7 protein-coding genes are annotated in these 5,985 nt (G+C 58.7%); 3 read left to right on the top strand and 4 right to left on the bottom strand.

The window, feature by feature from the left end:
- The 4 genes from lepB to rpoZ all read right to left on the bottom strand — a co-directional run.
- Positions 1-468 (bottom strand): signal peptidase I (lepB, locus tag P792_RS38730; protein WP_023978534.1); only part of this gene is annotated, 468 nt, incomplete at its 3' end.
- Between the two features lie 43 nt (positions 469-511).
- Positions 512-922: a holo-ACP synthase gene (gene acpS, locus P792_RS27495; protein WP_023978535.1), complete on the bottom strand. Its 411-nt coding sequence runs from the start codon at positions 920-922 to the stop codon at positions 512-514.
- An 8-nt stretch (positions 923-930) separates the two neighbouring features.
- Positions 931-3,144 carry a bifunctional (p)ppGpp synthetase/guanosine-3',5'-bis(diphosphate) 3'-pyrophosphohydrolase gene (locus P792_RS27500; protein WP_051395864.1) on the bottom strand — a complete coding sequence of 738 codons (2,214 nt, stop codon included), beginning with the start codon at positions 3,142-3,144 and terminating at the stop codon, positions 931-933.
- A 163-nt stretch (positions 3,145-3,307) separates the two neighbouring features.
- Positions 3,308-3,706 carry a DNA-directed RNA polymerase subunit omega gene (gene rpoZ, locus P792_RS27505; RefSeq protein WP_023978537.1) on the bottom strand — a complete coding sequence of 133 codons (399 nt, stop codon included), beginning with the start codon at positions 3,704-3,706 and terminating at the stop codon, positions 3,308-3,310.
- 285 nt (positions 3,707-3,991) lie between these two features.
- Between rpoZ and P792_RS27510 the strand changes: the two genes are divergently transcribed.
- The 3 genes from P792_RS27510 to P792_RS0118890 all read left to right on the top strand — a co-directional run.
- Entirely contained in the window at positions 3,992-4,597 is a 606-nt protein-coding gene (locus tag P792_RS27510; RefSeq protein WP_023978538.1) for an NYN domain-containing protein, read from the top strand.
- Positions 4,598-4,624: 27 nt separating this feature from the next.
- Positions 4,625-5,146 carry a hypothetical protein gene (locus P792_RS27515; RefSeq protein WP_023978539.1) on the top strand — a complete coding sequence of 174 codons (522 nt, stop codon included), beginning with the start codon at positions 4,625-4,627 and terminating at the stop codon, positions 5,144-5,146.
- 137 nt (positions 5,147-5,283) lie between these two features.
- On the top strand, positions 5,284-5,985 hold a 702-nt coding region (locus tag P792_RS0118890; protein WP_031240662.1), incomplete at its 3' end, for an NAD(P)-dependent oxidoreductase.

The following is a 5,985-nucleotide window of genomic DNA, read 5'->3' on the forward strand; positions in this document are numbered from 1 at the left end:
GCGTATGCCCGTCTGCGGATAACGGTTCTCATCCATCACGGAATAGGCGCCCAGCGACTGGCGCGGCACCAGCGTGCCGTTAAGATAAAGCTCGCCTGCACGCATCTGGATGTGATCACCCGGCAGACCGATGATGCGCTTGATATAATCGACCGACGTATTTTGCGTATAGCGGAACACTGCCACATCGCCACGATGCGGCGACGCGCCCCAGATGCGCCCCTCAAAGAGATGGGGCGAAAATGGCATGGAGAATCGAGACCAGCCATAATCGAATTTCGTGACGATAATGTAGTCGCCCACCTGCAGGGTCGGGATCATGGACGCGCTGGGAATATTGAACGGCTCGAGAACCACCGTTCGTATCGCCAGCAATACGACAATCCAGATCGCGACAAAGCGCACGATCTCAAGGGGGGTGTCTTCTTTTTTCCTGGAGGCACGTGCCTCCTGATTTTGGTCGGTCATATCCGGGTTCTAGCGCAGGTGGTGGGGCATTGGCGACAGGCTATCACGAAGTACAGGAAACTGACTGCACGATCACATAGGCCAGTGCATAAGGTGTTTCATCACTCAGGCTGAGCAGGACTTCCGCCCGCTCTCCCGGCAGGGCCAGCGCAGCGAGACAACGCGCCGCCTCGCCCCTCAGGGTCAGGAAGGGTTTACCCGATGCATCATTGCCTGTCTCGATATCGGTCAGGACAATACCGTCTCGAAAGCCGGTACCCAACGCCTTGACGCATGCTTCTTTGGCCGCCCATCGCTTGGCAAGGATACCGATACGGCCATCGCCCTTGCGCGTATCCGCATAGGCGCGCTCCGCCGCAGTGAAGCTGCGCTCGAGAAATCTTTCCCCTGAACGCTCAAGAGCGCGTGCGATACGACGCATATCGCACAGATCCGTGCCAATTCCCCTGATCATCCCGCAGCTCAGTTCCGGGCGCGCTCGACCTGCATGACACCCCGCGCCGAGCGCAGCGCTGCAATCATGGCAGACAGGTGCCGCACGTCACGCACTTCGAGATCGACCAGAATTTCCATGAAATCCAGCTGGCGGTTCAGAATGCGCAGATTGACGACACTGCCATTATGCTTGGACGCTGTATTCGTGAGGGTGGTCAGAACGCTCGACTCATTGGCAGCAATCACGCTGACACGCCCGATATGCGGTGCTCCGCGCTCGCCTTGCGCCAGAGCCTCATAATCCCAGTCGATTTCAAGGAACCGCTCAGGCGTGGACGAGAAGGCACTCAAATTCTGGCAGGCACGCTGGTGGATGGTCACGCCCTTGCCCTGCGCGATGATGCCCACGATCGGATCACCCGGCAGCGGATGACAACACCCGGCGAAATGGGTCGCAATCCCGGAGCCGATACCGGTGATGATCGAACCGCTCTTGGCGCCATAGCGCGGCGCCGTACCGACACCCCCACCAAGGCGACCGGACAGACCGGGCACCATACGAGGCGCGCGATGGGTCTGGCGTAATTCCGGATAAGCCGCATTGACCACGTCACGCGGCCCGAGCTGACCATTGCCAACCGCAACATACAGATCTTCGATGCTGGCCTGACGCAGATCGCGCAGCAACGATTCCAGCACTTTCTCGCTGCCATCGACACCTTCCTGACGGAAAGCCTTGGCCAGCGCGGTGCGCCCGGTATCGAGATTGACCTGACGCTGCTGCAACGCGACATGGCGGCGTATGCGCGCGCGCGCCTTGCCCGTAACGACGAACCGCTCCCAGGACGCCGAAGGCGTCCCGCCACGCGCCGTCATGATCTCGACCTGATCGCCATTCTGCAATTCATGGCGCAGGGGCATCAGGCGGCCGTTGATCTTGGCGCCTACGCAGGCGTCACCAACCTGGCTATGCACCGCATAGGCGAAGTCAACGGGCGTCGCGCGACGCGGCAGGGAGATCAGCTGCCCTTTGGGGGTGAAACAGAAAACCTGATCCTGATACAGTTCGAGCTTTGTGTTTTCGAGAAACTCGTCAGGTGCCTCTGAATCCTCAAGGATCTCAAGCAGATCCTGCACCCAGCGCAGCTTGTTGAGGCCCAGAGCCGCAACTTCGCTATTGGACGCCTGCGCCTCGTCACGTTCCTTGTAGGCCCAGTGCGCCGCCACACCGTTTTCAGCAAAATTGTGCATGTCCGCCGTGCGGATCTGAACTTCGATCTTTTGGTTTCGCGGCTGTCGCAGGGTCACGCCTGTATGAAGGCTTTGATAGCCATTGGCCTTAGGCGTGGAAATGTAATCCTTGAAGCGCCCCGCAATCATCGGATAGGCGCCGTGGATGGCACCCAGTGCAGCATAACAGGCGTCACGGCTGGGAACGATCACGCGAAATGCCATGATGTCGGAAAGCTGCTCGAACGCGACATTGCGCTTTTGCATCTTGGCCCAGATGGAATAGGGCGATTTCTCCCGCCCCGTCACGTCGATCTGGGGCAGACCGACCTCGGCACAGAGCGCCTTCAGTTCATGCTTGATCTGCTCGATGATATCCGCGCCGTGACCTCGCAGGAAGTTCAGGCGTGCCCGGATTGTTGCATCGGCCTCGGGCTCAAGCTGTTCGAATGAGAGGTTCTGCAGCTCGGTCTTGACGCGGTCCATACCAATGCGCTCGGCCAGCGGCGCATAGATATCCATCGTTTCACGGGCAATGCGCAGGCGTCGATCCTGCCTCTGCACATAATGCAGGGTGCGCATGTTGTGCAGGCGATCGGCAAGCTTCACGATCAGCACGCGAATATCGCGCGACATGGCCAAAACAAGCTTGCGGAAGTTCTCCGCCTGTTTCGTTCGGTCCGACTGCAACTCCAGACGGGTCAGCTTGGTCACACCATCGACCAGACTGGCCACCGTCTCACCGAAGCGATCCTTCAGAAAGGCCGGGGTGATCCCGGTATCTTCGACCGTATCGTGCAGCAGCCCGACCATGATCGAAGGCACGTCCATGCGAAAACCCGCAAGGATGTTCGCTACGGCGATGGGGTGGATAATATAGGGTTCACCGTTGTCGCGCTTTTGCTCGCGATGCGCTTTTTCGGCCACCTCGTAAGCTTCTTCCACGCGCTTGAGGTCCGCTTCCGGATCGTAAGCGGCAATGCGGCGAAGAAGACCGCTGATCGACGGCATGGCAGGCGCCACGTTGGCCGGTTCAGCGGCGAGGATTTCAGGCGCTGGCGTGCTGTGCTCGGCGCCGGAGAGAAGGGTGTCAGACATGCCGGTACTCTCTCCCGCAACCTAGATCGTTGAATACGCTACCGGACCACAGAACGGCCCGGCACCGCAAGAGGACTCAGCGGCGGCCGCGTCCTCCGAACTCTGCCTCGAACGACGCCTCGAGCTCGGCTGTGGACATGGTTTCGGCCATGTGCGCGTGCTCTTCTTCAGAAGAGACATCCTGCAGGCCAAAAATGTTCTGATCGGTCGGGATGAGGTCCATCACCTCTTCATCGACAGGCTCAGGCTCGGGTGCACGGGCCAGGGAGCGCACGATACCATCCTTGAGCGTGCCGAGATTGACCTTGTCTTCCGCGATTTCGCGCAGAGCCACGACAGGGTTCTTGTCATTGTCACGATCGAGGGTCATCTCTTCGCCACGCGACAAACCACGGGCGCGCTGTGCAGCAAGGAGAACGAGCTCGAAGCGGTTCGGAACCTTTTCGATGCAGTCTTCAACGGTAACGCGTGCCATAAAACTCTTCCCAACCAATTTCCGCGGATCGACGTGAATTGTGCAAAATAGCATAGCCGGTGGGTCGGCACAATCTTTACGGCGATTGTCCCATACACGCAGTCTGACCTTCGCCTTTTGGGAAACAAAGTTAACAACCGCTTTGTTTACCAGACTGACATAGTCTAACCATTACGAAATGCAGCGCTCACTGTTTTGTCCGCCCCGCATTTGTTAAACTTCCTGGGTAATTCCAACTGATTGTCGCGAAGTCCCGTCGTGACATATTTCTAATACGGATCAGACATGCTCGACAAGAACGAGAAAACTGCTGTTTTTATAGATGGATCGAGCCTGTACTACACTGCGAAAACTCTTGGATTTGAAGTCGATTATCGCAGGCTTCTGCGCTATCTGAAATCCGGCACCCGCCTGTTGCGCGCCCATTACTACGCTGCAATACCAGAAACTGAGGAATATTCGCCACTCAAGCCCCTGACCGATTGGCTTGCCTATAATGGTTACATGCTGGTCACGAAGACAGCGCGCGAATTCACCGATCAATCCGGCCGCCGCCGCCTCAAGGGCAATATGGATGTCGAGCTGGCGGTGGATCTTCTGGAGCTTGCCGACAAGATCGATCATGCCGTTATCTTCAGCGGAGACGCCGATTTGCGCCGCGCTGTGGAAGCCATACAGAGACGGGGCGTTCGTGTGACTGCGGTCTCATCCCTCCGCTCCTCGCCATCACTGATCGGCGATGACCTTCGTCGACAGGTCGATCAGTTCATCGAGCTGGGAGATATTGCGGCCGAGTTCACACGCCGACAGGCCGATACCCCTGCCCGCCCTCGGTCCAACCCTATTCGTCATCCAGCGGATGTCACCGTCGATCATGATATGGATGACTGAAGGACGTCACGAGGGGAAGCCTGAGGCATGGCAAGTCCAGCGCATGCGAAGGAAACGTGCATCCTGATCGTCAGCCTTGGCGCGATCGCGTCCGAGCAACGCACGCAGCTTGCGCAAGCACTTGATGCCGCGCTCAGGCTCCAGGCACCCCGATCGTGTCAGACACCGCATCTCGTTTTCCACCACCTTGTCGCGCCCGATCAGGTGCGTGCTGCCATGTCCCCAAGACCATCGACACAGGAATTGCCGGATCAGGAACGGCCAGCTTCTCTGATGCGCGAGGACGCCCATACCGGCCTCTCCCAGCTTGTCACCAGTCTGACGGAGCTGCACATTGTGGTCAATTTGGGCGTTGCCGCCCATATCTCAACTCTGGATGCCTATGGCGTGCCATGGGCAAAGATCCCTTTCAAACCCCATGACGCACTTGTCCTTCCAGACGGCCTGCTGCTTGCAGGGTTCCCGTCGCATACCGGGATATGTGTTGACACAATCGCTTCTTCCCTCGCACAGCTGACCGCAATGAGCGCGACCCAGGCGTCGCTTTGACTGTTTTCGTGTCAGCCATCTAGCGCGGCCCAAGGATCTCACGGGCCGGATGCCGCGATAGCGAGTGCACCGGGCGGCGCAACCCTGACAGGCAGCGCGCATTAACCCACGGCAGCAGGCATTGAAGGAGCTTCATCATGAAACAGCGCAATTCAGGCACAATCGGCTTTATCGGCTATGGCGCGATGGGCTCGCTGATGGGACGCAATCTTCGCAAGACGGGATATGGGGTTTGTGCCTATACGCCATCGGGTCGCAAGCAGGACGAGGAAACCCCGGTTGAGACGTCGGCGCGCAGACTTGCAGAGAAGGCCGACATCCTGATCCTGTGCGTCCCCAATGACGCGGCCATCTTTGCTTCGGCAGAAGGCGAGGACGGGTTTCTGATCGGCGCCCGTTCGAACACATTGGTGATCAATTGCAGCACGATCTCCCCGGAAGCGACCGATAGGCTGCATCAGCTTGCTGAGAAGCAGGGACTACGCTTCGTGGACGCCCCCATGTCGGGCAGCACCCCCGAAGCCGAAAAGGGCGAACTCGTCATGCTGGTAGGAGCATCTGAACAGGATCTTGCCGCCGCCGCCCCCGTGCTGGACGCCATAGGCAAGCTCACCATTCATGCTGGAGACGTAGGGGCGGGCACGCGCCTCAAGCTCGTCATCAACGGCATCATGGGCGCGACGCTCAACGTAATTGCCGAAGCTGTGGGTTATGGCCTCGATAGCGGCCTGAACCGTGACATGCTGTATGAAGCACTCTCTCAGGTGGCGGTCATTTCGCCGCATCACAAGCGCAAGCTCGGCGCTGCACAGCAGGGCGATTTCTCGCCGCAATTCCCC

It is taken from the genome of Asaia sp. SF2.1 (assembly GCF_000505765.1).
GTDB classification, from domain to species: domain Bacteria; phylum Pseudomonadota; class Alphaproteobacteria; order Acetobacterales; family Acetobacteraceae; genus Asaia; species Asaia bogorensis.